Here is a 24,537-nt window from a genome sequence, read left to right as displayed (position 1 = left end):
CGGTGCCCGGTCAGCGCCCCGAGGAGCGCTTCGACTGGGCGAAGAGCCAGTCGAGCATCACGCCGTTGGAGTACGTCGGCACCCAGGAGAAGTGCGGGTTGACCGGCGTGGTGCCCTCGGTGAACGCGGTGAAGAGCGTGTGGCTGCCGACGGCCTGCGCGCGCCGCCACTGCGCCCTGGCGCGCGCCTCGTTCTCGGCGTCCGGCAGGTTCCCGGCCCACTCGTCGCGCACCACCGGCGTGCCGGTGGCCTCGATGGCGTCCATCATGTGCCAGTCGGAGTCGGCCCGGTCGAAGAGCACCGACGCGTCGTCGATCGAGTGCGTGGCCCAGATCGGGATGTCCGCGACCACCGGCGCGCTGTCCAGGTCGGCGTACCCGGTCACCGGCAGCGCCGCCGCGAACAGGTCCGGGTGGCGCGGCAGGATGTCCCACGTGCCCATGGAGCCCATCGACAGCCCCGTGATGTAGATCCGGTCGGGGTCGACGGGGTTCTCGCGCACGGTCCGCTCGATGAGCTCCATGAGCGCGGACTGCACCGAGGGCACCTCCCACACCGACGAGCCCGCCGGCACCGGTGTCACCGACGGCGGCGGAGCCTGCGGGGCCAGCACGATGCTGGGGTTGCGCGCCTGGCGCTCGGGGCGCGTGAACGAGACCGCCAGCTCGTTGGCGATCAGGTTGACCGTCCCGTCGGTGCCGCGCTCACCGGCACCGTGCAGCGCCACCACCAGCGGCACGCGCCCCGCTCCGGAGGGCCGGCCGCGCTCGCGCCCGTCCGCCCACGGCCCGCGCCCGCCGCCGCGCCCGTCGCGCTGCGGGGAGAACAGGCCGTACGCCAGCGTCTGCCCGGAGGTGCCGGTGTACGACCCGCGCGCGAAACCGGCGTCGTCGGGGCTGAGGACGCCGTCGTTCACCACCGCGGGCCCCTCCGGGACCACCACCCGCCCGCGCTCGTCGCGCACGTCGGCGACCTGGTCGATCGAGTACGCCCCCTCCAGCGGCAGCACGTGGGTCAGCTGCCCGTCGTAGGTGGAGGCGCTCGCGTTCGCGTCCTCGGTGCTCAGCTCGACGATGACCCAGTCCCCGGAGCGGTCCCCGCGGCCGGCGCGCTCGGGCTCGTCGTTGAGGTACGCGCGCGTCACCGTGCGCGCGGACGTGCTGCCCTGCACGCTCGCGCTGACCTCGAACGCCTCCGCGGGGACCTCACCACCGCGCAGGTGCACGTCGCGGTCGTAGTGCACGGCCACGGCCGTGACGAAGTAGCCCAGCGGCTGCACCTCGGCGATGACGTCCGCGCCCAGGACCCGCGGCTGCGACTGGCCCGGCGGCGACCACGACGACGGCGCCGCCGCCGCGGCTCCGCAGGGGGCCAGGAGCAGCGCTCCGGTCGTCACGGCCAACGCCACGCGCACTGCTCTCTTCACCGGGCACCTCTTCGTCGGGGCGGCGCGGCGCGATGCTCCCGCTGCCGCAGACCGGAGCGAACACCACGTGCAGTAGTGCCGTCAACACACCACGTAGGACGTGGACTGCCGAGTGCGGCGGTGCACCGCGCGACCGAGCGTTGTGCGCGGTGGCCGGCAGGGCTGATCGTGCTGTGCACCGGCCAGCCGCAGCAGCGAGCTGCAGCGCTGGGGGAGACGCCTCCTCAGGAGGGCCGGGCCGTCGGGGGGTGCGCGTGGTGCGGTGTCGGTGGGCTGTCGCCGGCGCGGTCCTGGTGGTGCCGTTCCTCGCCGCCTGCGGCGGTGCTGAGCCGCCGCGGTCTCGCGATCTCGCGGTGGAGACCTGCCGGGACACGGCGGTGCGCCAGTACGAGCTGTCCGGCGCGGGTGGTGACGTCGAGGTGCGCGAGGTGCCGGTGCAGCAGGGGGAGGGTTTCGAGGTGACGGGCTCCTGGCAGGACGTGGACCGGGTGTGCAGGTGGACGCAGGTGCGCACCGGTGCTCAGGCGCGGACCGAAACGTCGATCGATCGTCGTCGAGCTGGAGCGCGCAGCACGAGGCGGCGGGCGGGGCCGGCCAGGAGGGCGCGCGCCGCACGCTGCCGTCGCGCGGGTCCAGGACGCGGCGGCCACCGGTCGGGTGGCGTCCACCGCGCACGGGCCGGAGCCGAGCTCGGTGCGGGCAGACCACGGGCACCACGAGCACCCCTGCGACAGGATTGCCCGGTGCAGACCTCCTCCGCCGTCCCCGAGCTCCTGGCGGTCCCGGACCGCGCACCCGACGACGTCCTGCAGGACCTGCGCCGGCGGCTGCTGGCCCACCGGCCCGTGCCGCTGCCCGCGCTGCCGGCCGGCGCGTCCTGGGACCGCGGCACCGACGCCGCCTTCCTGGCCGAGCTGGTGCACCACTGGGCCGGCGCCTACGACTGGCGGGCCCACGAGCAGCGCATCCGCTCCTGGCCCTGGCACCTGGCCCACGTCGACGTCGTCGACGGGACCGGCACGAGCAGCGGGGCCCGGGCCACCCGCAGGACGCCGGTGCGGGCGGTGCACCAGCGCGCCGCTTCCCCCGGTGCCACCGCGGTGCTGCTGCTGCACGGCTGGCCGGACTCGGTCCTGCGCTTCGAGCGGGTCCTGCCCCTGCTGGCGCGCCACCACGTCGTGGTCCCGGCGCTGCCCGGCTTCCCCTTCGCAGCGCCCGTGGCGGGTGCGGGCATGTCGGCGCGGCAGATCGCCGTGGCGGTGGCCGGGCTGATGGCCGACCTGGGGTACGCCCGCTACGTCGTCTCCGCGGGCGACGTGGGCTGCGACGTCGCCGAGCACCTCGCCGACCTGCACCCGGACCGGGTCGGCGCGCTGCACCTGACCGACGTGTCCCAGTACCACTTCCTGGTCCACCCCCCGAGCGACCCGAGCCCGGCCGAGCGGGACTACCTCGCCCACGGCCACGACTGGCAGGCCCGCGAGGGGGGCTACATGCACGAGCAGCGCACCAAGCCCCACACCCTGGCGGTCGGGCTGGGGGACTCCCCCGCGGGGCTGCTGGCGTGGCTGCTGGAGAAGCTGCACGGCTGGACCGACTGCGGCGGCGACGTCGAGACGGTCTTCTCCCGCGACGAGCTGCTCACCTGGGTGGCTTCGTACTGGGTCAGCGGGTGCATCGGCACCTCCTTCACCCCCTACGCCACCGGCGGGGACCTGCCGCGCAGGGTCACCCCGCCGGCGGTGTTCACCGTCTTCCCGCACGACCTGGTCAACGCACCGGAGGAGTTCGCCCGCCGGATCTTCGACGTGCGCTCCTGGCGCCGGGAACGCTCGGGAGGGCACTTCGCCGCCTGGGAGCAGCCGCAGGCCTACGCCGCCGGGGTGCACGAGGCCGTGGAGCTGGCAGCGACCTCCTCCCGCTGAGGTGCCCCGGCCACCGCTGCCCCGATCCCCGGTGGGGGCCGCCCCCGCTCCCGAGCGAGTCGACCGCGACTGGACCGCACCGTGACCGCGACGCCGCGTCAGCTCGCGGAACCCCTCCGGCGGTGCACCCCTCGTGCCCCCGCGCGCCGAGGTGCTCAGCCCTCGAACTGCACGACCCGACGCACCTGGACCGTGCCGTAGGCGGCGGTCGGCACCCTGGCCGCGAGCCTCAGGGCCTCGTCCAGGCCGGGGACGTCGACGACGTAGAGACCGGCGACGGTGCTCGCAGGTGCGGGGGTGCCGGGGTGCTGCACCGACCGCCTGAACCCGCGTCAGTCGTGGCTGCGGTGGATCACCATGGTCGGGTGCGACCCGAGACCGCCGCCGTGCTGGGTCCCGTGCTGCGCGACTGGGACAGCAGCGGGATCGGCTACCGGGTGCAGGAGGACTGGGCGCCCTCGCCCTACGACCCGCCCTGTGGGCCGCGCTCGGCTGCGGCGGTCGCGGTGGTCTGGACCGCGGACGGCTGCGGCACCGGCGTCCTCACCGGCGCGCCCGGGGAGCCGGTGACCGCGCAGATGGTGCTCGCCGCCGCCGACGCCTTGCACGACGCCGTCGTCGAGGGCCGCCTGCTGGGGACGACGACCTGGCCGCCGTGCCCGCTGCACCCGGGCACGCACCCCCTCACCCCACGCCTGCACGAGCCCGACCGGGAGCAGAGCCGCCACCCGGGGCGGGACCTGCACCCGCACCCCGGTCCGGACCGGGTCCGCCACCCGGACCCCGACGTGGTCTGGGCGTGCGCGCGGACCGGTCAGGCGGTCTGCCGGGTGGGGGAGCTGGGGAGCGTTCCGGCTGAGCGGGCGCCGGGGTGAGCTGAGCGCGGTCGGCGGCCGGTGACCGTTCACCGAGCGCGCCGTGGCTGGACGCACCGCACGTCGTGTCGCCGATCAGGATCCTGCTGTTTGCCCGCCCACCTGCAGGTCGACCAGGACCCCTTCGTCGAGCCCGTGCGTGACGTCGCCCAGCACCGGTGGACATGTCTGGTCGCGGAGCGCGCGAGCTCGGAACCCCTCGTCGTCGAAGGTCCAGTCCGCGCCGCTGACCTCCCGCAAGCGCAGGCTGCCGGGAACCGGCAGCCACGACCGGTCCTGCTCTCCGTCCGGCACGCCCAGACGCCGGTCACACACGATGACGCGGGTGCGCACGGTGGTGCCGGCCAGCGGCTCGGACCCGTGCAGAGCTCCCTCCTCCGGGGTGACGTGCCACTCCGCGCGCAGGTGGCCACGGCTCACGCCACGGCCCGCACCCGCGGGGACGAGCACCTGGGGCGGCAAGGCGTCGAGGTCGACGTCCTCGTCCAAGGCTGCGCGGTCCCAGCGGTCCTGCGGATCGGCGGGGACGAAGACGACCCGGTAGCCCTGCAGCGGCTGGCCGACCACGGGCCGCGGAGAGCAGCACTCGATCTCCCAGCTCGCGATCTCGAACCGCAGGACCTGGCCGCTTCCCGACGAAGGAGGTCTGGTGACCGCCCGCACGCCGGAGGGAACTGCTTCGGTGGAGCGCTCCATGCTGAAGACCCGCGCACTCGACGAGTCCGGAGCGCGAAGGCTCCGGGCGCGGGGTACCCGACGACGCTGAGGTTAGCCGTCGGATCAGCGCGGGGACAAGATCGGTGGTGGTGGCGAACCCCGCGCGCCGATGCAGGAGGAGCAGCGAGACGACCCGAGGGTGCGCCGCGGCTCGTGATGACCTCCGGGCCATCGACACGGGCGTCGAGCCGTCGACCGCGAGCGCTGAACTGCACGCGGCGCGGGCCGAGGTGCACCGAAGCCACGGGGAGGTTCGAGGACTTCAAAGGGGACCTCGATGCCGGCAGGACCGCCCTGCGGCGAACGATGCGCGAACACACCTCTCACCCCGGTCGGTGACGACGACGCCTACCGGGCCTGCACTCGATGCGCGGCGCTCGACGACGGTGCTGGCGTCACCACGTCCTCCGTCGAGCAGGAGAGGTGTCTGTGCCCGTGTCCCTGGCTGCCCCGCGCCCGCGCAGCGTCAAGCGCGGGGCAGCCAGGGACTGGCGCAGCTGCACGGGCACCGGCGCCGGCTGCGGTGGGGGAGGGCCGCCCTCGCTGTCGGCGTGGGCGAGGAGCGAAGGAGGGAGGGCCGTGCGGCCAGCCGCAGCCCTCCCGCAGGGCGTGCTGGTCCTGCCCACCGGTGAAGAAGGCCAGCGTCCAGCAGTGCGGCCGGGGCGATCGGCTCCAACGTGCCCTCCTGGACGCTGGCCTCCTCCTGCAGGCCCTGGTCGGTCACGGGCAGCTGCGGCTGGCCGGCTGTGCCGCCGGTGGGTGCGGGGGGCGTCGGCGGATGCCGGTCAGAGTTCGATCTTGCGGAAACTCCACTGGTGCGGGGCGCGCCGGACGAGTGCAGCCGGCGGTTCGGGCAGCTGGAGCGGGCCCTGGCCGGTGGCGATGACGACGATCCGCTCGTCGGCCGAGACGTACACGTCCCTCGTCCACCCGGTGCGCACGGCACCGCGCAGCCAGTCGACGAGGTCGTCGAGGCGGCCCTCGGCGGCGCGGACCTCCCACATGGTGGTCATCGTGCGCCGCGCAGCGGCGGGACGGTCGGCATCTCCTGTGCTGCGTCCAGATCGGCCTGCGTGAGCCGGAAGGCTTGCGGGTAGTCCGACCGCGTGGTCCGCCGCGCGGGTTCACTGGTGCGCCAGGTGTAGTGGCACCGCAGGCACTGCAGCACTTCCCACACGCCGGGGACGGGGCTGGTGGTCAGGACGTCGAGCGTCTCGTGCGCGCAGCGCGGGCACATGGTCTCCTCCTTCAGGGGCATGGGGTTCACCGGGACGCCAGGAGCGCCGTGAGCTTGGCGACCCACTCGGGCGTCTCCGGCAGGTCGTTCACCGGCTGGCTGTAGTGGCCACGGGTGTCGGGCGCCACCGGTGTCGTCGCGTCGATGACGAGCTTGTCCGTGATGCCGGCGGGGTTCGACCCCGGGTCGAGCGCGACGACCGACATGTTCGGCAGCTGCACGAGGTCCCCGGCCGGGTTGACCTTGCTGGACAGGGCCCACATGACCTGCGGCAGGTTGAACGGGTCGACGTCCTCGTCCACGACGATGGCCATCTTCACGTAGCCCAGACCGTGCGGGGTGGTCATCGCGCGCAGGCCGACGGCCTTGGCGAAACCGCCGTAGCGCTTCTTGGTGGAGATGATGGCCAGCAACCCGTGGGTGTACATGGCGTTGACGGCCTGCACCTCCGGGAAGTCGGCCTTGAGCTGCTGGTACAGCGGCACGCAGGTCGCCGGGCCGATGAGGTAGTCGACCTCGGTCCAGGGCATGCCCAGGTACAGCGACTCGAAGATCGGCGAGGTCCGGTGCGAGACGCGGTCGATGCGGACGACGGGCATGCTGCGCCCGCCGGAGTAGTGACCGGTGAACTCCCCGAACGGGCCCTCGGCCTCGCGCACCCGGGACTCGATGACGCCCTCGAGGACGACCTCCGAACCCCACGGCACGTCGAAACCGGTGAGTGGGGCGGTGGCGATCGGGTACGGCGACTCTCGCAGCGCCCCGGCCATCTCGTACTCTGACTGGTCGTAGCGCAGCGGTGTGGAGGCCATCAGCGTGATGATCGGGTCGTTGCCCAGGGTGATGGCGACGGGCAGGTCCTCGCCTCGCTCCTCGGCCTTGGCCAGGTGCAGGGCGATGTCGTGCACGGGAACGGGCTGGATGCCCAGGCGCCGGCGGCCCTTGACCTCCATGCGGTAGATCCCGACGTTCTGCTTGTCGAAGTCCTCCGGGTCGTCGGGGTCGCGGGAGACCGTGGCGGCCTTGTCGAGGTAGAACCCGCCGTCACCTTCGTTGAGCCGGAACAGCGGCAGCAGGTCGAAGAGGTTGATGTCGTCACCGGAGACGGTGTTCTCCCGCCAGGGCGCGTCCTCGCGGCGCACCGGGGCGACGGGGAACCGCTCCCAGCGGCGGATGAACTCCGCGACCTGGTCCTTGGTCGGGGTGGTGGGTTCCAGGCCGAGCGCGATGGCGTGGTTGGGCCAGGAGCCGAGGGTGTTCAGGGCGATGCGGGCGTCGGTGAAGCCCTCGACGTCGTCGAACCACAGCGCGGGGGCCTGGTCGCCGAGGCGGCCGGTGGCGTTGGCCGCGGCGGCCAGGTCGGGTTCGGGCTTCACGCGCTCGGCAACGCGCAGCAGCTGGCCCTTGGCCTCGAGGGCGTCGAGGAAGGACCGCAGGTCGTCGTGGGACACGACTCTCCTCCAGTGTCGCTGGATCAGTTCTCGGGGTGTTCGTCGACGAACTCGGTGCGGGCGGCCTTGAGGCCGTCCCACCGCTTGGCGCGGGGGGACTCCAGGCCGAACTGGTCGAGGATCCGGGCGACGACGTGGTCGACCACGTCGTCGATGGTCAACGGGTGGTTGTAGAACGCCGGCATCGGCGGGACGATCCGCACGCCCATCCGGGACAGTGCGAGCATGTTCTCCAGGTGGATGTCCGACAGGGGCGTCTCGCGCGGGACGAGCACCAGCGGGCGACGTTCCTTGAGCACGACGTCCGCGGCCCGGCCGAGCAGCCCGTCGGCGTACCCGGCGCGGATGCCGGCGAGCGTCTTCATGCTGCACGGGACGACGACCATGCCCTCGGTCTTGAACGACCCCGAGCTGATGGTCGCGGCCTGGTCGCCCGGGCCGTGGACGACGTCGGCGAGGTCGGCGACCTGCCGGACGGTCAGCCCGGTCTCCAGCTCGACGGTCGTGCGCGCCCACCGGGACATCACCAGGTGGGTCTCGACGTCCCCCAGCTCGCGCAGCGCACGCAGCAGCGCCACGCCGAGGGGGGCTCCGGTGGCGCCGGACATGCCGACGATCAGCCTCATGCTCACCTCAAGACGTTCGTGTACGAACTGGTGTTGACTGTACTCGTTCGCCTACGAACGAGCAACGGAGGGGTCGTGTTCGACGACGAGCTGTTCCACGTCCTGCGCCGCGTCGTGCAGGAGCACACCGCGCGCTGGCAGGTCGCGGTCCCGGAGCTGACCAAGCCCCAGTACGCCGTGCTGCGCGCCGTGCAGCAGGAACCGGGCATCGAGCAGTCCGCGCTCATCGCCGCGGCGGCCAGCACCAAGGCGACGCTGGCCGAGATGCTCCAGCGACTGGAGCGCCGCGGGCTCATCGAGCGTCAAGGCGACCCGCGGGACCGCCGGCGGCGCTACGTGCACCTGAGCGCGGAGGGGCGGCGAGTGCTCGACGAGGTGGTGCCGCGCGCGGGGGAGGTCGACACCTCCTTCACCCGCCACCTGTCCGCCGCCGACCAGGACCGGCTGCTGCGGCAGCTGCACCGGATGCTGGCGGGCTGAGGGTCAGGCCGGGCCGTCGGCCCCGACGTCTCGGCCGACCCGCAGCCGAGTTCGACCCGGCCACTTCTGCAGTCCGGCTCCTGCGCGACGTGACCGGGCCCGCAAGCTGTGGCCCGGCCCGGTCACGTCAGCTCGGCAGAGGTCACGTCAGCCCCGCGGAAGGGGGAAGTGACCTGTCGGTGCTGTGCCGAGCTTGTCACCGGCCGGCGAAGAGCGGGCCAGGCTCACAGCCGCCGTGCGCAGTGCGCCCGCTACCGCTGGCAGCGGCCGGGCGATGCCCAGGCCGCGTCCGTGGAGAGCGCGCCACAGCACCACGGGCACCCGCCCGCAGGCGGTTCGGATCTCATGCCGTGGTGGGCCTCGATGATGTGCTCCAGCGTGTGCCGGTCGGCCTGGCCGGTGGGTCAGCTGCAGGACGCGGCCGTGGACCATCACGCCCCCGCCTTCGCTGCGATCTTCTGCCACGTTCACGGCAGGTTCTTGGACCTTCGCCGCGCGTGTGCGTAGCGTGCAGCCCGCCCCGGCGCTGCAGCGCCCAGTGGCCAGCTGCTTCGAAGGAGAACAGCATGAAGCTCCGTCTCGTCCCCACCACGCTCGTCGCGGCCGCGAGCTGCCTCGTGCTCAGCGCCCCGGCCACCCCGGCTGCTCCGCGCCCCGCGGCGCACGGCACCAGCGCATCCGCCGCTACCGGCACCTCTGCCGCTACCGGAATCGACGGCGCCGACGGCGCGGGCGGTGACCGCTCCGGGGACTGGGTCGCCGCCTGGACCACCTCCCCGCAGGGCGTGTACCCCTACGGCTACACCGTCGGCCAGCCAGGGACCCCCGGCGAGGTGCTTCAGGGGTTCGAGCAGCCCCTGCTGACCCAGGCCCTGCCCGAGCGCCAGGCCCAGGACCAGACCCTGCGCATGATCGTGCACCCCGGCATCGGCGGTGAGACCTGGCGCGTGAAGCTGTCCAACCGCTTCGGCACCCGGCCCGTCACCTTCGCCCGGGCCAGCGCCGCCCTGCAGGAGAGCGGTGCCCGCCTGGTGCCGGGCACCAGCCAACCCCTCACCTTCGCCGGTCAGGCGTCGGTGACCCTGCAACCCGGTGAGGAGGTGCGCAGCGATCCCTTGCGCGCGCACCTGAGCGATGCCGACGCCCAGCGCTCCAACGTCGCCATCAGCCTGCACGTGACCGGCGCCAGCGGCCCGATGACCTGGCACGCGGCGTCCTTCACCACCTCGTACCTCACCGACCCCGGCGCCGGCGACCACACCGGTGCCGTCGGTGACGACGCCTTCGCGCACCCGACCACCTCCTGGTTCTTCGTCAGCGGCTTGGAGGTCCAGCGCCGCGATGCCGCCACCGTGGTCGCCCTGGGCGACTCCATCACCGACGGCTTCTTCTCCACCGTCAACGGCGACGACCGCTGGCCGGACCTGCTGCAGCGCCGCCTGCTGGACACCCGCGCCGGCAGCGGCGGTGGCGGCTGGGGCGGTGGCGGCTGGAGCCGCGGCGGCAGCGGCCGGGACAGCGGCGAGGAGGTCATCTCCGTGGTCAACCAGGGCATCGGGGGCAACATGGTCACCCGCGTCGGGCGCCTGCCCGGTGGCTGTCAGCCGTGCGACGGGCCCAGCGCCGCCGACCGCCTCGAGCAGGACGTCCTGAGCCAGCCCGGCGTGCGCGCGGTCATCTGGCTGGAGGGCATCAACGACCTCGGCGGCGGTGGTGCCGCCACCGCCGAGCAGGTGATCGCCGGCATGCGCGAAGTCGCCGCCCGCCTGGACGAGCGCGGCATCGCGCTCATCGGCGCCACGTTGACCCCCTCGGGCGGCAGCGCGGTGGGCCCGGACTACGGCTCGGCGCGCACCGACGCCGAACGGCGCGAGATCAACGACTTCATCCGCTCCAGCGACGTCTTCGACGCCGTGGCCGACTTCGCCGCCGCCACCGAGGACCCCGCCGACCCCAGCCGGCTGCTGCCCGCCTACGACACCAACACCTCCGTGGGCGGCGCCGGCGACGGGCTGCACCCCAACCGCGCCGGGTTCCAGGCCATGGCCGCCACCATCGACCTGCAGCGGCTGCGCGACCTCGTCGAGGACGCCGCCGCCGCGCAGCGCGAGGCCGCCTGAGCGGCCTCTCCAGAGCACCGGGTCGGGTGGGTGCTCGAGGGACCCGACGTCCCTGCCCGTCCCCGTGCGTCCCCGTGCGCGGTCGTCGGCTCCGCGTGCGGTGCCTCGTGCCGCGAAGGGCGTTCCCGGCGCAACGTCCTGTCAGTGCCCGCGGAACGCCTCGGCCAGCCACCACGATCCGCCGTCGTCGGAGATCTTCGCGTCCAGCACGAAGGGCACCCGGCGCGGACCGGCCAACCACGCGTCGAGCGCGTGCAGGTCGTCCACCGAGCGCACGACGGCGCCCCGGGCGCCGAAGCCGCGGCCGACGGCGGCGATGTCGACGTCGGGGAAGGTGACCGTGGACAGCTCCGCCCCGCCGGGGCCGAAGTGGTGCACCTCCGCGCCGTAGGCGGCGTCGTCGTAGCAGACGATGAGCATGCCCAGGCCGAGCCTGACCGCCGTCTCCAGCTCCGCCGCGGCCATCAGCAGACCGCCGTCGCCGGTGCCCAGCACGGGCAGGCGGTCCGGGCGGGCCAGCGCCGCGCCGATGGCCGTGGCCAGCCCGAGTCCAACGGACTGGAAGGCCTGGGTGAAGCAGAAGCCGCGCTCGTCCGGGACGCTGAGGTAGGCGCTGGGGTAGCCCATGAAGTTGCCCGAGTCGATCGCCACGACCCGCTCGCCCGGCAGGCGGCGCTCCAGCTCGCGGCTGAGGACCCGCGGGTCGATCGTGGTCGGCGTGGAGGTGTCCGGGGTCTGCACGTCGGCCCACCGGCCCTGGGCGGCGATGCGGGCGCCGACCTCGCCGGTGCGGTAGCCCCGGGCCGGTCGCGGGTCGCGCTCGAGCAGTTCGGTGAGCACGTCGGCGGCGCTCTGCCCCACGTCGCCCAGCACCCCCAGGTCGATGCTGCGGTTCACGCCGAGGGAGGCGTCCTCCAGGTCCACCTGCACCACCGTGGCGCCGCCACCTATGAGCGCACCGTGGCGCGTGGTCCACGTGTTCAGGGTGCAGCCCCAGCCGACGAGCAGGTCCGCTGCGCTGATCAGCTCCGCTGCCAGGGGGGTGGAGAAGCCCCCGGAGATGCCCAGGCAGAACGCCTCGCCGTGGAAGAGGCCGTTGGCCACCGCGGAGGTGGCCAGCAGCGCCCCGCTGCGCTGGGCCAGCGCGCGCAGCTGCGGGCCCGCGTCGCGGGCGCCGCGCCCGGCGACGAACACCGGCCGCTGCGCGCGTTGCAGCAGGTCCGCGAGCTCGCCGACCGCTGCGCGCGCCGGGCGCACCGGCGCCGGGCGGCGCAGGGGCGCGGCCGCCGCGCCCTGCGGTGCGGGCTCTACCTGCACGTCCAGGGGCAGGGCGAGCACCACCGTGCGCCGCTCGTGCACGGCGGTGCGCACCGCGCGGGTGACGTCGGCGAGCGCGCTGGTGGCCGAGTGCACCCGCTCGGCGACCGCGCCCACGCTGCGCGCCAGGGCGTCGGTGTCGATCCGGAAGTTCGAGCGCACCGCGGAACCGGCGGTGTCCGCGGTCAGCACCAGCAGGGGGGTGCGGCTCTTGGCGGCCTCGGCGATGCCGGTGATCGCGTTGGTCAGCCCGCACCCCTGGTGGGTGCTCACCGCCGCCAGCCGGCCGCTGGTGCGCGCGTAGGCGTCGGCCATCGTGGCCGCCCCGCCCTCGTGGCGCGCGGCGGTGAACGGCACGCCCGCGGCCACCAGGGCGTTGGTGACGGCGAAGTTGCCGCTGCCCACCACGCCGAAGACGTGCGCCAGGCCCAGGTCGGCCAGGGCCCGGGCGACCAGCTCGGCGACCGTGACCGCCGCCGGCTCCACCGCCGGCTGCGCCGCTCGTCCGGTCCCGGTCCCCGTCGTCGCGCCGGAGGCGCCCACGCCCTCCAGAGCGCCCACGTCAGCTCCTCTCCACCAGGGCGTACACGCGCGCCGGGCTGCCGGTGCCGCCCACGATCGGCAACGGGGAGACGATCAGGACGGCGCCCGTGGCGGGCAGCCGGTGCAGGTTCTGCAGCTGGGTCAGCCCGTACTTGTCGGCGCCCAGGAGGAAGTGGTGCGCGGGGAAGGCCGGCTCGAAGCCCCCGGCGGCACCGGCGTCGATGCCCACGGTCTCCACGCCGAACCCGGAGATGGGGGAGTTCGCCAGCCACGTGGCCGCCCGCACGGACGGGCCAGGGGTGTGCGGCCCCTGCTCGTCGGCGTTCAGGAAGCTCTCCTGCGAGCCGGCGCGCGCGCTCCAGCCGGTGCGCAGCAGCAGCCAACTCCCCGCCGGCAGCGGACCGTGCTCGCCCTCCCAGGCCTGCAGGTGCTCCGGCTCGAGCAGGAAGTCCGGGTCCGCCTCGGCTTCGGCGCTCTTGTCGATCACCGCGACGGGCCCCAGCAGGCGCGAGGGCGGGATCTGCTCCACCGAGCGCCCCGCACGACCGGTGGCCCAGTGCACGGGGGCGTCGAGGTGGGTGCCGGTGTGCTCACCGGTGTGGATGTTGTTCCAGCTCCACGCGGGCCCGGCCTCGTCGAAGTCGCTGACGGCCTCCAGGCTCAAGGCGATGGTGTTGGCGAAGGGCGCCGGCAGCTGCAGCACCGGCGTGCTCGGGCTCAGCGGAGCGGTCAGGTCGATCACCTCGACGTCCCCGGCGGCGAGGGCGGCCTGCAAGGTGGCGAGGGTGCTCATCGTGCTCCTTCGAGGTGCTGCTCGAGCGTGCCGGACGCACGCGAGTGTGCCGAGGCAGCCGCAGCGGCAGATCGGTGGGCACGCGCCGGATCGGCGGGTGCGAGGGGCGCCGGCTCACCGCGAGGCGAACCGGCGCACCGCGGCGGCCGCGCCGCCACGGCGCACCCGGCGCTCCTGGCGCCGTTGCAGCGCCAGGAGCTCACCGGCGACCAGGTGCCCGGAGGCGCCGCCCAGGCCGGCTCCGGGGTGGGTGGAGGCACCCAGGTGCCACAGTCCGCGCACCGGTGTGCGGTGGCGCCCGCTGCCCGCCAGCGGGCGCCACAGGAAGCTCTGGTCCAGCTGGGCCGATCCGCCGTAGGGGTCGCCGTCGACGGCGTTGACGTTCGAGCGCTGCAGGTCCGCCGGCGACAGGACGTCGAGCCCGCGCACGGCGCCGGGCAGGTTCGGCGCGTGGCGCGCCAGCCGGGCCAGGACCCGCTCGGCGTAGGCCCCGGCGAGCTGCGCGCTCCAGCCCCGCGAGGTGTCCAGCTCACCGGCGGCATCGCCCACCGGCGTGCCGGGCAGCTCCTGCAGCTGCAGCCACAGCGTCCCCGCCCCGGCCGGGGCGCGGCTGGGGTCCAGCAGCGCCTGCTGGCCCACCACGACCGTGGGGCGGCGCGGCAGCAGACCCGCCTCGGCCTCCGCGCACGCGATGCCGGTGCCGGCCGAGCCGTCGGTGAGGTGGACCAGGGGCACCTCGTCCAGGCGCGCATCGCTCCAGCGCAGCGGCTCGGACAGCGCCACGTGCACCTGCATGGCGGCGCGCCCGTAGCGGAAGGAGGCGGCCTGCTGCCGCAGCTGCGCCGGCACCGCCTCCGGCGGCAGCAGGTCGCCGTACAGGGCGGTGGGGCTCACGCTGGCCAGCACCGCCCGGCGCGCCGCCAGCACGGAGCCGTCCGCCAGATCCACACCGCTCACCCGCCCCTCGCGCACCCTGAAGCGGCGCACCTCGGCGCCGGTGCGGATCACCACCGCGCGCTCGCGCAGCAGGGCGCTGAACGCCTCCACGAAGCGGGCGGCCCCACCCACGACGACGGGCAGGCCCGCGCCGTGCAGGGTCGCGGCGAACACCGGGATCATCAGCCCGCCGCAGGCGTGGTCGGGGGACAGGCCGGCGTGCAGCAGCCAGGGCACCCACAGGTGGTCGACCTCCGGGCCGCGGAACTCGCGCGCGGCGAAGGCGCGCCCGCTGCTGAGCGCGTCGCGCACCCAGCCCTCGCTGCCCCGCACGCCGTTGGCCCGCAGCATCTGCAGCACCGGGCGCAGCACCGACACCGAGCGCAGCTCCGTGCCGAAGAAGCCGCCCAGGGCAGCGGCGCTGCGCCCGAAGCGCTCCAGCTGCGCCAGGTAGGCCCGCGCGTCCGCCGGGTCGGCGAAACCCGCTGCGGTGCGCTGCGGGTCGCGCTGGGCCAGGGTGACGCGGCCGTCGTCGGCCACGCTGGCGGTGAGCGCCGCCTCGGTGTTGGCGTAGCTCAGGCCGTGCCGGTGCAGGTCGGCGCCCAGCGCGGCGTAGGCGCCGCCGGTGACGAACAGCGGGTGCCAGGAGGAGAAGGTGTCGTGCACGTACCCCGGCACGGTCCGCTCGCCGGAGGCGATGAACCCGCCGATCTGCGCTGAGCGTTCCAGCAGGGTGACCGACCACCCCGCTCCCGCCAGCTCGGCGGCGGCGACCATGCCGTTGATGCCCGAGCCGACCACGATCGCGTCGCTGTGCGCTTGGTCCATGCTCGAGCAGGGTAGGCCGGTGTCGCAGCCGCGACCAGGGCCGCCGGCAGCGCGACGACCGATCTCCTGGCCCGAGACCCGGTTGCTGGCCAGAGCGGCCGGCCCGGCGACCGTCGTGGTCGCCGGGCCGGTGTCCTCTCCGGGCGCTGGGGTCGCCTGGGGGTGCCTGCGCGGGCAGCGCTGCCTACGGGCGGGCGGGTGCCTGCGGCAGTGCCGGTGCGGTGCCCGGAGCGACGTGGCCGTCGGCGAGGTGCTCGAAGGCGTAGGCCATGGCGACCAGCTCGGCGTCCTGCCACGCCCGGCCCATCAGCTGCAGGCTGACGGGGGCGCCGTTGGCGTCGAGCCCGGCGGGGAAGGCCACGGTGGGCACCCCCGAGCTGCCCGAGGGGGTGTCGCGCCGGCCGAAGCTGGAGCGGTTGCCGCCGCCGTCGTTCAGGCTGATCTCGGAGAGCAGGCCCGGGTAGACCACCGCGTCCAGGTCGTTGGCGTCCATCCACGCGGCGATGTTCGCCTGGTACTGCGCGCGGTAGCCGCGCCAGGCCGCCACCTCCGCCTCGCTCATGCGCGTCTTGCCCTCGCAGTACTGCGGGCTGTAGCGGGTGTAGGGCAGCTTGTCCTGCGAGCAGACCACGTCAGTGGGGGAGGTCATGCCCAGCTCCGGGTGCGTCTCGATGTAGCGGGCCCAGCCCTCCCAGTTCACGTCCACCTGCGGGCGCTGCGGCGCCAGCGGGCCCTCTCCCAGCTGAACGACCTGCGCGCCGGCGGCCTGCAGCTGACCCAGCGCGGCCTCGGAGGCCTCGATCGTCGTGGTGGTGCCGTACGGGTCCTGCCAGGTGGAGGGCAGCAGTCCGATGCGCTTGCCCTGCAGGGCCCCCTCGTCCAGCACGCTGCGCCAGTCGGCGGGCCGGTGCGCGTCGGCCTGAGCGGTCTCGGGGTTGAGCGGGTCGGTGCCGGAGGTGACGTTGAGGATGTCGGCCAGGTCGCTCACCGAGCGGGTCATCGTGCCGGCGTAGTCCTGCAGCCACGACAGCGGCATCACGCCGCGGTCGGACTGCATGCCGTCGGTGCCGCGCAGCGTCACCAGGGACGCCGCGCTGGCCGGGGCGTACAGGGAGTCCCCCGTCTGCGAGCCCAGCCCGGCCGCGGCCATGCTCGTGGCGGTGGCCACCGCCGAGCCTCCGGAGGAGGCCAGCGCCGAGCGGGAGGGGTCGAAGGCGTTCCACACGCTGCCGTAGGCGCTGTCGGAGTACGAGCCGGAGGTGGCGTACTCCTCCATGCTGGCCTTGCCGATGATGATCGCCCCGGCGCCGCGCAGCTGGGCGACCTGGTAGGCGTCCTGGGCCGGGCGGAAGTTCTCGAAGGTCAGCGAGCCGTTGGTGGTGGGCATGTCGCGGGTGTCGTACAGGTCCTTGACCGCGATCGGGATGCCCAGCAGCGCCCCGCGCTCCCCGTTCGCGCGGCGGCGGTCGGCGGCGGCGGCCTGCCACAGCGCGTCGTCGGCGACGGTGGTGAAGGCGTTGAAGGCGAACTGACCCTCGTCGTAGGCGGCGATGCGGTCCAGGTAGGCGCGGGTGATCTCCACCGAGGTGGTGCGGCCGGCCTCCATGTCCGCCTGCAGCTGCCCGATCGTCTTGTCCACCACGTCGTAGGAGGACGTGGTCACCGCCGCCGGCGCGGTGGGCGCGTCGGGCTGGTGCACCCTGGCGGCGCCGCGCCCGCGGCAGTGCCCGGGCCTCAGGCCCGCGTCGGCGGGGGAGAGGTCCTCGAAGTTGGCGATCGAGCAGATCTCCTGGCGGCTCAGGCCTTCCAGGTCCGGCCGGTCGGCCAGCCGCGCTGCCACCTCGGTGACCGCGCTCAGCTCCGCCGCGGCGCTGGTGGCGGTGACGGGCTGGCCCACGACCACGAAGTGCAGCAGCGAGGCGCTGCGCCCCGGCGCCAGGGTGAGGGTGTTGACGTAGGCGGGGAAGTTCGCCGCGTGCCCCTCGGTGCCCATCGGCTGGGTGAAGGTGTCGCGCAGCCAGTTGCCGGTGCGCTCGAAGGAGCCCAGCACGGTGGCGCTGGGCCCGCCCGTGGTGGGCGTGGTGCCGGGGGTGGTGCCCGGTGCGGTGGGCTCGGCGGTGCCGCTGGCGCTGGCCGTCCACACGTCGCCCGGTGCCGCGGTCGCGTCGCCGCTGGAGGTGGCCGCGATCCGGCTGGCGGTGGTGCCGGTGGCGCCGTAACCGGTCTGCCCCCCGAAGGCGACCTGCACGCTCAACGCGCGGCGCGTGGTGTTGGTGAAGGTGTCCAGCCAGCGCCCGAAACCCCCTGCCTGCTCGATGTCGACGGTGCGCGAGATGCGCACCCCGCTCAGGTCGATCGAGCGGGTGCTCTCGAAGCGGCCCGGCTCGCGCTCGCTCAGACCGAACCCGCGCATCAGCTCGCCGTCGAAGCGGTGCGGCTGCCCGCCGCCAGGTCCGGTGTGGGAGCCGTGCGCCTGCACGCTGACGCGGATGCCGCCGTAGCCGTTGAGCATCGTGGAGTACGGCGCCTGCACCCCGGTGCCGATCTGGGTGGCGCGGATGCTGCCGGTGTCCACGCCGGGCGCGGAGGCGTCTTGGACGCCCCAGGCGGTGCCGCGGGCGTCGCTGACGTAGGTGAAGGCGCTGGCCGTGCCGGCCGGGACGACCAGCACGGCGGCGGCCAGGGGGGCCGCGACCAACGCCGTCAGACGTGACCTTCTTGTCACGGGGGGATCTCCTCGCTCGAGGGTGCCGAGGTCGTGCGGACCCGGCGCTGCCCTGGGAGGATCGCCCGCCTGTGTTTCTGCTGTGTTTCCGCCACGTGACGATGAGTGCCTGAGCGCACCGACCGAGCGCCGGCACCGCACCCCGGTGCGCACCCGAGCCGGGTTCGCGTGCACCTCGCGCGCGCCCGGCCCGCGCGTGCGGGCGGGACGATCGGTGAGGACGTCGGTCAGCGCGGCGGTCAGATCTCCTCGACGCCGGGCAGCCCGGCGGGCTGCTCGGGCGGCAGGGTGTCGTAGGTGGCCACCGCCACCGGGGGGCGACGCCGGGGGGTGCGGCCCCGCTGCGGGTGCGCAGGCCGGTCCTGATGTGGTGCTCCAGGACGTTGCGCGACCAGCCGTGCTCCAGCGCCTCGGCGGCGTACCAGCGCCGGGTGAAGACGGTCGCGCGGCCTCGAGGAGGTATCCACCACCGTGCAGCAGCACACCTCGCTCCCGGGTGTGCTGCTCGCGGAGGGCACCTCCCGCGCGCTGGAGGAGGGGCGGCGACCCCCTCGCGCGCGGGAATCACCCTCGCTCGTGGGGTGAGGGACCGTGGAACGTGCGGTGTGCGAGGTCGTGAGCGGTGGCGCCACTGCGCAGGAGGTGTCCCCGCACCGGGACCGAGCGCTCGTCGACCCGTGCGCCTCTCGCTCGGGTGGGCTCGGCCGGGCGCGCGTCTCGCGCAGCGGGGAAGGACGAGCCGGAGCCGTGATCCCCGCTTCCCGGGAGGTTCCTCCAGCCGCGAGGCGGCGTGGAACTCGACGGGCGAGGGTCTGGGCACGATCGGAGCCTCTCGGCGGACGCTGGTCCTTCACGGGGTGTGGGGCGATCCGCGGGTGAGGCAGGTCCAGGTGGTACCGGATCGTGCGGCAGACCCCGCTGCTTGACGCTTGCTGTGAGCGATGGTTGTATCCATACAGTCCTGGTGCCGTCGCGGAGGGTGCGCTTCTCGCCTCGCGCAGCCTGCGCCGCAGCGCCAGACGCACGGTCGCCAGGATCGGATCGGTGCACGACGAGCACGGGAACGGCCCGTCGTGCGGAGGGTTCTGGTTGAGGTCGCTGTCGACGTCAACCAGGCGCTCTCGCGGGGCAGAACCCTCTCCGGGAGTCGTGCGCCGGTGGGCCTGCCCGAGGGACGTGTCGCACGCAGCGACCACGACGCAGAGGATCGAAGGAGCGGGCTCGTGCAACGACGAACGAGAACAGCCCCCACCAAGCGGGTGGCCGCAGCTGCGGTCGCGGTGACGATGACCCTGATCGGTGCAGGGCCCTCGGCGACGTCGGCCTCGGCGGCCACGGAGCTCATCAGCAACGGCGGCTTCGAGGACGGCTTGACCGGCTGGTTCGCCAACAACGGCAACGCCGGGGACAGGGCGCAGCTGGCCACCACCGACGACGCCTACTCCGGGGACAGCGCCGTGCTGGTCACCGAGCGGGGCTCCACGGGCTCCGGCCCCATGCAGGACCTGTCCGGCAAGCTGCGGGCGGGGCAGACCTACGAGCTCAGCGCCCGCATCAAGTACGACGACGCCGACAGCCCGGCCACCAAGCAGTTCTTCATGACCATCCACTTCGGCGGTGGGTCGTACGCGAACATGGGCACCGTCACCGTCCAGCGCGGTGAGTGGGGCTTGATCGAGGCCACGTTCACCGTCCCGGCCGGGCAGGACGTCAGCACCGCCCGGGTCTTCCTGGAGACCCCGTGGGTGGCGGACCCGCAGGCCAACCCGGACACCCACCTCATGGACTTCACCGTCGACGACGTCTCCCTCGAGGGCGTCGAGGCCCCGCCACCGCCGCCGCCGGCGTCGCGGACCGTCGAGGTCGTGGGCAAGCTGCCCGGCGACAGCAACCCGCTGATCTCGCACAAGTTCGGCGCCGACGCGTTCGCCATGGTCGACGGCGACCGGGTGTACCTCTACATGACGAACGACACCCAGGGCTACGCGCCCGACCCCGCCACCGGCGTCTCACCGCAGATCGACTACGGGGACATCAACCAGCTCACCGTCATCTCCTCCGAGGACCTCGTCAACTGGACCGACCACGGCGAGATCCAGGTCGCGGGCCCCAGTGGTGTCGCGCCCTACACGAACAACTCGTGGGCGCCCGGCGCGGTGCAGAAGACCGTCGACGGGGAGGAGAAGACCTTCCTCTACTACGCCAACGGCGGCGGATCCAGCAACGTCATCGTCGGGGACTCCCCGCTGGGTCCCTGGAACAACGAGCGCGACAGCACGCTCATCGACGCCCGCACGCCCGGCGCGCAGGACGTGGCGTGGAAGTTCGACCCGTCGCCGTTCGTCGACGACGACGGCGACGCCCACCTGTTCTTCGGCGGCGGCCCCGCCTCCACGTCGCTGCCGGCGATCGAGCGGTTCAACAACCCCAAGAACATCCGCGTCATCGACCTGGCCGAGGACATGGTGAGCACCGAGGGCACCGCCCGGGTCGTGGACACCCCCGTCTCCTTCGAGGCCGCCCACGTCTTCGAGCGCGAGGGCCGCTACTACCTCTCCTACTCCTCGCACTTCGGCGGCCCGGACTTCGGCGGCGACCAGCCGCGCACCCCGGGGTACCCCGGAGGCGGGGAGATCGGTTACATGATCTCCGACCAGGTCGACGCGTGGCCGAAGGAGAAGTACGCAGGCGTCCTCTTCCCCAACCAGTCGCGGTTCTTCGGCGCCGGGACCGGGGGCAACAACCACCAGTCCGTGTTCGAGCTGGGCGGGGAGCACTACTTCACCCACCACGCGCCCACGCTGAACAAGCGGATCAACGGCGACCAGACGCAGGGCTACCGCAGCCCGCACATCGAGAAGCTCGAGTTCAACGAGGACGGGACGATCCAGCAGGTCGTCGGCACCTACGAGGGGGTCGAGCAGGTCAAGGACCTCGACCCGTACCAGGTGCTCGAGGCCGAGACCATCGCCTGGCGCCAGGGCCTGACCACGGTGGCGGTCGAGGCGCCCTCGCGGCAGTTCGGGCCGGACGCGCCCAACCTGGCGCTGACCGACATCGACGACGGCGACTGGACGTCGCTGTCCTCCGTGGACTTCGGTGCCGACGGGGCCGCGTCCTTCACCGCCGGCGTGCGGGCGCTGGCCCCGGGAGCGGGCATCGAGCTGCGGCTCGACGACCGCGAGGCGCCCGTGGTGGCCACGATCGACGTCCCCGCCGGCGACGGCGGCTGGAGCGAGGTCTCCGCGCGGCTCGAGGGCGTCACCGGCGTCCACGACGTCTACATGACCTTCACCGGTCCCGAGGGTGAGGACCTCCTCGAGGTCGACACCTGGCAGTTCACCGCGGCCGAGCGCTGGGCCACCGACGTCTCGCTGGCCGACGTGCTCAGCAAGGACACCTCCGGCCCGGAGAACCCGCACCACGCGGACGGCTCCGACTTCGACCTGCTCTCCGTCGCGCTCGAGCGGGTGCTGGCCGCACGGCCGGGCAGCCCGCTCAGCGCCCTCGCCGATCCCCAGCGGGCCCTGACGGCCTTCCTGCCCGACGACGACGCCTTCACCGCCGCGCTGCGGGCCGGCTGGCGGGGTCGCGTCCCCAACGAGAAGGCCGCCGCCGCCCGGCTGCGCTGGACCCCGCCCGCGGAGCTGGAGCGCCTGCTCCTCGACCACGTGGTCCTGGACGCGACGCTGACCAGCGAGGACGTGCTCGCCGCCGACGGCACCGAGCTCACCACCGCCGGCGGGTCCACGCTCACCGTCCGCGTCGAGGGCGACCGCGTGAGGCTGCTCGATGACGACGGTCGGGTCGCGGCCACCGTCACCGCGGTCGACGTCAACCTCGGCCAGGTGCAGGTCGCCCACGTGATCGACCGGGTCCTGAAGCTCGACTGAGCCGCAGCGCCCGCGCGCGTGCAGGGAGGGTCGCCCCGGTCCATCGGGGCGACCCTCCTCGTCCGCCTAGCGCCGGCGCGCGGTCTTGGCCGCGTACATCGCCGCGTCCGCGCGGCGCAGCAGCTCGTCCAGGTCGGTGCCCGGCTCGCCGCTGAGGGCGGTGCCGATGCTGGCGGAGATGCGCACCACGGTCCCGCCCAGGTCGAAGGGCTCCTGCAGGGCGCCGGCGGCGCGGGTGGCCACCGCGTGCACCACGTCGGGCTCGCCGGTGGCCAGCACCGCGACGAACTCGTCCCCGCCCAGGCGTGCCAGGCGGTCCTGCGGGCGCAGCAGGCCGGCCAGGCGCTGCGCGGCCAGGCGCAGCAGCTCATCGCCGGCGGCGTGGCCGTACCGGTCGTTGACGGGCTTGAAGTCGTCCAGGTCGATGTAGACCACCGCGATGGCGCTTCCCGCGTCGATCCCGAACCCCGCTCGGCTCTCCTGCGAGCTGCTGCCGTCCCACCAGGTGCCCGACGGCCCGGCGCCCGGCAGCCCGGCGGTGCTGGGCAGGGCGCCGCCCAGGCGCTGGGTGAAGTGCTCCTGCAGCCCGGCGCGGTTCAGCTGCCCGGTCAGCGCGTCGTGGGTGGCCGCGTGCAGCAGCTGGTCGTGGCGGGTGCGCCGCTCGGCCTCCAGGGCGGCGCTGCCGGCCTCGCGCTGGGCGGCCAGCACCGCGATGTTGCCGATGACGAGCAGGGACAGCAGCGTGGTGATGACCGCGGCCACCAGCTCCAGCGGTGCGGACAGCGGTGCGGGCAGCCAACCGGCCTGCACGGGCACCTGCAGCGCCGCGCTGAGCGTCAGCGTCATGGCCGCGCAGGGGCGCCAGGCGCGCGCGCCGCTCCACTGCAGGTGCACGCTGGCGACCAGGGCGGCGAAGACGGGGAAGAGGAAGGCCACCCCGGTGGGGGCGATGGTGGCGGCGAAGAGCGCCCCGGCCAGGAAGACGCGCAGCCACACGCGGTTCTCCAGGCGCCCGGAGCCGATCCAGCGCTGCACCGGGTCGCAGCGCAGCAGCAGGGCCGCGGGCCAGCCGATCACCTGCGTCCACAGCGGTGAGTGCACCGCCGTGTCAGGCAGGGCCCACCACACGAGAGCGGCCAGCGCGGCGATGCCCACCGCCGCGCCGGCCAGGCGCGCCGCGTTCCGGCGCGCAGTGCTCGTGCGCACAGCCCCGGAGCTCGCGCGGGTGCGGCGGGTTGCACCGCTGGGTGCACCGCTCCGCGCGCCGCCTGGCACACCGCCTCCACGATCTCGATCCGCGCAGCACCGTCGGAGCACCGTCGGAGCACCGCTGGAGCACCGTCGGGAAGGGTGGGGCCACCCCGCCGGCACGACGTCTGGCGCCGTCGGCGCCCACCGGTCAACCAGCGCTCGTCCGACCGGTCACCGCTCGATCGGTGATCGCTCGAGCGGTGGTGGTCCCGCTGCTGCCCTGCTCGACGGTATCGGTGTCGCGCACCACCGCCTGGAGGCGGCGAACGGGTGGTCGCAGGCTGGTCGTGCGGGTGCGTCGGTCGCGCGCGCCCCACCTGAACGTCGATCTCGACGGTGGTGCCGGCACCGTCGTCCCCTGCGGGGAGTGCTCGAGCAGGTGCCGCACCCGGCGCGTGTGCTTCAGCGGCTCGACGCTCCTGCCGAGGGGTCGAGCATGCCGCTGCTGCGTCGCCTGCGCCTGGGTCACCGCCTGGCCGCCGCGTTCTCGGTGCTCGTGGCCCTGATGCTGGCGGTGGTGGCCGCCGGGCTGATCGCCGGCGCCGCGCAAGGGCGGGCCGCGCAGCGCCTGCACGCGCAGGAGCGCTTCGGCATCGCCGCCGCCACGGCCAAGCACGCCGCGGCGGACTTGAACGGCTGGCAGACCGCCTACGCCTTCGACGCCGTGCGCGGCGTGGCGGCAGCCGCGCAGGACGGCAGCGGCTCGCGCCAGGCCTACCTGGACTCCGCCGAGCGCTTCGAGCAGGCCCTGCAGGTGCTGGCTCAGCGCAGCACCGTCGCCGAGACCGACGACGACATCGCGCAGGTCGCCGAGCTGTACGAGCGCTTCGCCGCGCTGGACGAGCAGGTGGCCGCCGGGTACCGCAGCGGCGAGCCGGCTGCCGCCGCGGCGGCGACCGAGCTGGTGATGGGCGAGGAGATCGAGCTGTACACCGCCATGGGGGTGCTGCTGGACGAGGTCGTCGCCGACGCCGCGAACGCCTTCGAGGCCGCGCAGGCCGACGCGGTGGCCGCCGAGGAGCGCGGGGCGGTGCTGATGACGGTGCTGGGCGGGGCGGGTGTGGCTCTGGCGGTGCTGCTGGCGGTGCTGGTGACGCGCTCGGTCACCGCGCCGGTGGCGCGGGTGCGCGACCGCCTGGTGCTGCTGGCGCAGGGTGACCTGGCCAGCGAGGTGCACGTGGACGGGCGCGACGAGCTCAGCGAGATGGCCGGCGCCCTGCAGCACGCCGTGGGCACCCTCACCGGCACCATGCGCCGCATCGCCGGGGCCTCCACCACCCTGGCCGCCTCCTCCGAGGAGCTCTCCGCGGTGGCCACCCAGCTGTCCTCCGGGGCGGTGCAGGCCTCCAGCCAGTCCCAGGTCGTCTCCGCCGCGACCGAGGAGATCTCCGCCT

Annotated in this window: 18 protein-coding genes; 6 read left to right on the top strand and 12 right to left on the bottom strand. The window is 74.2% G+C overall.

Annotated features, from left to right (window positions below; translation table 11 throughout):
* Positions 1-10: 10 nt before the first annotated feature.
* The gene (locus ACRYR7_RS01075) at positions 11-1,426 is read right to left on the bottom strand and encodes a prolyl oligopeptidase family serine peptidase (protein WP_432570215.1); all 1,416 of its coding nucleotides are present in this window, start codon (positions 1,424-1,426) and stop codon (positions 11-13) included.
* Positions 1,427-2,169: 743 nt separating this feature from the next.
* Between ACRYR7_RS01075 and ACRYR7_RS01070 the strand changes: the two genes are divergently transcribed.
* The gene (locus ACRYR7_RS01070) at positions 2,170-3,351 is read left to right on the top strand and encodes an epoxide hydrolase family protein (protein ID WP_432570214.1); all 1,182 of its coding nucleotides are present in this window, start codon (positions 2,170-2,172) and stop codon (positions 3,349-3,351) included.
* Between the two features lie 155 nt (positions 3,352-3,506).
* Here ACRYR7_RS01070 and ACRYR7_RS01065 read toward each other — a convergent pair whose 3' ends face one another.
* On the bottom strand, positions 3,507-3,665 hold the full coding sequence (locus ACRYR7_RS01065; protein ID WP_432570213.1) for a YciI family protein: 159 nt from the start codon (positions 3,663-3,665) through the stop codon (positions 3,507-3,509).
* Between the two features lie 51 nt (positions 3,666-3,716).
* On the opposite strand from ACRYR7_RS01065, the gene ACRYR7_RS01060 reads away from it, so the two are divergent.
* Entirely contained in the window at positions 3,717-4,226 is a 510-nt protein-coding gene (locus ACRYR7_RS01060; protein ID WP_432570212.1) for a hypothetical protein, read from the top strand.
* A 75-nt stretch (positions 4,227-4,301) separates the two neighbouring features.
* On the opposite strand, the gene ACRYR7_RS01055 is transcribed toward ACRYR7_RS01060, so the two are convergent.
* From ACRYR7_RS01055 to ACRYR7_RS01035, 5 genes are all read right to left on the bottom strand, one after another.
* The gene (locus tag ACRYR7_RS01055) at positions 4,302-4,889 is read right to left on the bottom strand and encodes a hypothetical protein (protein WP_432570211.1); all 588 of its coding nucleotides are present in this window, start codon (positions 4,887-4,889) and stop codon (positions 4,302-4,304) included.
* 839 nt (positions 4,890-5,728) lie between these two features.
* Positions 5,729-5,947, bottom strand: coding sequence for a hypothetical protein (locus ACRYR7_RS01050; RefSeq protein ID WP_432570210.1), 219 nt, complete (start codon positions 5,945-5,947; stop codon positions 5,729-5,731).
* A gap of 5 nt (positions 5,948-5,952) precedes the next feature.
* Positions 5,953-6,201 carry a non-oxidative hydroxyarylic acid decarboxylases subunit D gene (locus ACRYR7_RS01045; RefSeq protein WP_432570209.1) on the bottom strand — a complete coding sequence of 83 codons (249 nt, stop codon included), beginning with the start codon at positions 6,199-6,201 and terminating at the stop codon, positions 5,953-5,955.
* Positions 6,202-6,206: 5 nt separating this feature from the next.
* On the bottom strand, positions 6,207-7,631 hold the full coding sequence (locus ACRYR7_RS01040; protein WP_432570208.1) for a non-oxidative hydroxyarylic acid decarboxylases subunit C: 1,425 nt from the start codon (positions 7,629-7,631) through the stop codon (positions 6,207-6,209).
* 23 nt (positions 7,632-7,654) lie between these two features.
* Entirely contained in the window at positions 7,655-8,257 is a 603-nt protein-coding gene (locus tag ACRYR7_RS01035) for a non-oxidative hydroxyarylic acid decarboxylases subunit B (protein WP_432570269.1), read from the bottom strand.
* Positions 8,258-8,332: 75 nt separating this feature from the next.
* On the opposite strand from ACRYR7_RS01035, the gene ACRYR7_RS01030 reads away from it, so the two are divergent.
* Both ACRYR7_RS01030 and ACRYR7_RS01025 read left to right on the top strand, forming a co-directional pair.
* On the top strand, positions 8,333-8,737 hold the full coding sequence (locus ACRYR7_RS01030; protein ID WP_432570207.1) for a MarR family winged helix-turn-helix transcriptional regulator: 405 nt from the start codon (positions 8,333-8,335) through the stop codon (positions 8,735-8,737).
* Between the two features lie 566 nt (positions 8,738-9,303).
* Positions 9,304-10,857 (top strand): GDSL-type esterase/lipase family protein, encoded by a 1,554-nt coding sequence (locus ACRYR7_RS01025; RefSeq protein ID WP_432570206.1) that lies wholly within the window; start codon positions 9,304-9,306, stop codon positions 10,855-10,857.
* A 141-nt stretch (positions 10,858-10,998) separates the two neighbouring features.
* Here ACRYR7_RS01025 and ACRYR7_RS01020 read toward each other — a convergent pair whose 3' ends face one another.
* The 4 genes from ACRYR7_RS01020 to ACRYR7_RS01005 all read right to left on the bottom strand — a co-directional run bounded on the left by ACRYR7_RS01020 (position 10,999) and on the right by ACRYR7_RS01005 (position 17,972).
* Positions 10,999-12,660 (bottom strand): thiamine pyrophosphate-binding protein, encoded by a 1,662-nt coding sequence (locus ACRYR7_RS01020; protein WP_432570268.1) that lies wholly within the window; start codon positions 12,658-12,660, stop codon positions 10,999-11,001.
* A gap of 76 nt (positions 12,661-12,736) precedes the next feature.
* Entirely contained in the window at positions 12,737-13,510 is a 774-nt protein-coding gene (locus tag ACRYR7_RS01015) for a cyclase family protein (RefSeq protein WP_432570205.1), read from the bottom strand.
* Between the two features lie 114 nt (positions 13,511-13,624).
* Positions 13,625-15,274, bottom strand: a complete 1,650-nt coding sequence (locus ACRYR7_RS01010; protein ID WP_432570204.1) for a phytoene desaturase family protein — start codon at positions 15,272-15,274, stop codon at positions 13,625-13,627.
* Positions 15,275-15,458: 184 nt separating this feature from the next.
* Positions 15,459-17,972 (bottom strand): amidase, encoded by a 2,514-nt coding sequence (locus ACRYR7_RS01005; protein WP_432570203.1) that lies wholly within the window; start codon positions 17,970-17,972, stop codon positions 15,459-15,461.
* A 1,250-nt stretch (positions 17,973-19,222) separates the two neighbouring features.
* Here ACRYR7_RS01005 and ACRYR7_RS01000 point away from each other — a divergent pair.
* A complete protein-coding gene (locus tag ACRYR7_RS01000; protein WP_432570202.1) occupies positions 19,223-21,892 on the top strand; it encodes a family 43 glycosylhydrolase in 2,670 nt (889 codons plus the stop codon).
* Between the two features lie 66 nt (positions 21,893-21,958).
* On the opposite strand, the gene ACRYR7_RS00995 is transcribed toward ACRYR7_RS01000, so the two are convergent.
* Positions 21,959-23,098: a diguanylate cyclase domain-containing protein gene (locus ACRYR7_RS00995; RefSeq protein WP_432570201.1), complete on the bottom strand. Its 1,140-nt coding sequence runs from the start codon at positions 23,096-23,098 to the stop codon at positions 21,959-21,961.
* A 481-nt stretch (positions 23,099-23,579) separates the two neighbouring features.
* On the opposite strand from ACRYR7_RS00995, the gene ACRYR7_RS00990 reads away from it, so the two are divergent.
* Positions 23,580-24,537, top strand: a 958-nt coding sequence (locus tag ACRYR7_RS00990; RefSeq protein WP_432570200.1) for a HAMP domain-containing protein, incomplete at its 3' end; no start/stop codon positions are given.

The organism is Kineococcus gurbantunggutensis (genome assembly GCF_050871925.1).
Classification (GTDB): domain Bacteria; phylum Actinomycetota; class Actinomycetes; order Actinomycetales; family Kineococcaceae; genus Kineococcus.
Note: the sequence above shows the minus strand (reverse complement) of the source record. Positions and strands in the feature narration are given on the sequence as shown.

Bases quoted from the DNA above. Each gene is read 5' to 3' on its own strand.
- ACRYR7_RS01015 (WP_432570205.1), bottom strand. From the start codon at position 13,510: ATGAGCACCCTCGCCACCTTGCAGGCCGCCCTCGCCGCCGGGGACGTC.
- ACRYR7_RS01025 (WP_432570206.1), top strand. From the start codon at position 9,304: ATGAAGCTCCGTCTCGTCCCCACCACGCTCGTCGCGGCCGCGAGCTGC.
- ACRYR7_RS01035 (WP_432570269.1), bottom strand. From the start codon at position 8,257: ATGAGGCTGATCGTCGGCATGTCCGGCGCCACCGGAGCCCCCCTCGGC.
- ACRYR7_RS01010 (WP_432570204.1), bottom strand. From the start codon at position 15,274: ATGGACCAAGCGCACAGCGACGCGATCGTGGTCGGCTCGGGCATCAAC.
- ACRYR7_RS01050 (WP_432570210.1), bottom strand. From the start codon at position 5,947: ATGTGGGAGGTCCGCGCCGCCGAGGGCCGCCTCGACGACCTCGTCGAC.
- ACRYR7_RS01045 (WP_432570209.1), bottom strand. From the start codon at position 6,201: ATGCCCCTGAAGGAGGAGACCATGTGCCCGCGCTGCGCGCACGAGACG.